Below are 468 nucleotides of genomic sequence, written 5' to 3' on the forward strand. Positions count from 1 at the left end.
GCCAGTTCGGCCATGTGCCGGCGACCGGAGGCGGCCGGCACCACCAGCACGCCGCCGGGACCTTCCAGCAGCACTTCTTCCAGCGTGCAGCGGCCGGCGATCAGGTCGGCCAGGGTGAACTTCGGCGACAGGCCGAGGATCACGTCCAGGTTGGCCAGGCCCAGGTCGGCGTCCAGCAGCAGGGTGCGCTTGCCCATGTCGGCCAGCGCCACGGCGAGGTTCGCCGAGAGGTTGGTCTTGCCGACGCCGCCCTTGCCGCCGGTCACGGCGATGGTCCGCACCGGGCCCAGGGGCTCGCTACGGGTCGCAGTCAGCGGGAAGGCGTTGGTCAGCTTGGCGTATTCACGCGACGGCATGGTTCTGCGCCGGAGTACAGGGCTTATCGGCAGCGCGGCGCAAATCTTCAAGGCGCAGCACCAGGCTGGCCGCATTGGCCCGGTGCAGGTCGTCGGGGACGCGCTGGCCATC

The 468-nt window shown here is 70.5% G+C and carries 1 protein-coding gene; it reads right to left on the reverse strand.

All coding sequences use genetic code 11. From position 1 onward, the window contains the following. Positions 1-356: AAA family ATPase (locus tag CWM66_RS28440; RefSeq protein ID WP_146159979.1), on the reverse strand; the 356-nt coding region annotated here is incomplete at its 3' end. Positions 357-468 lie beyond the last annotated feature (112 nt).

Source organism: Kosakonia sp. H7A (assembly GCF_003028445.1).
GTDB lineage: Bacteria > Pseudomonadota > Gammaproteobacteria > Enterobacterales > Enterobacteriaceae > Kosakonia > Kosakonia radicincitans.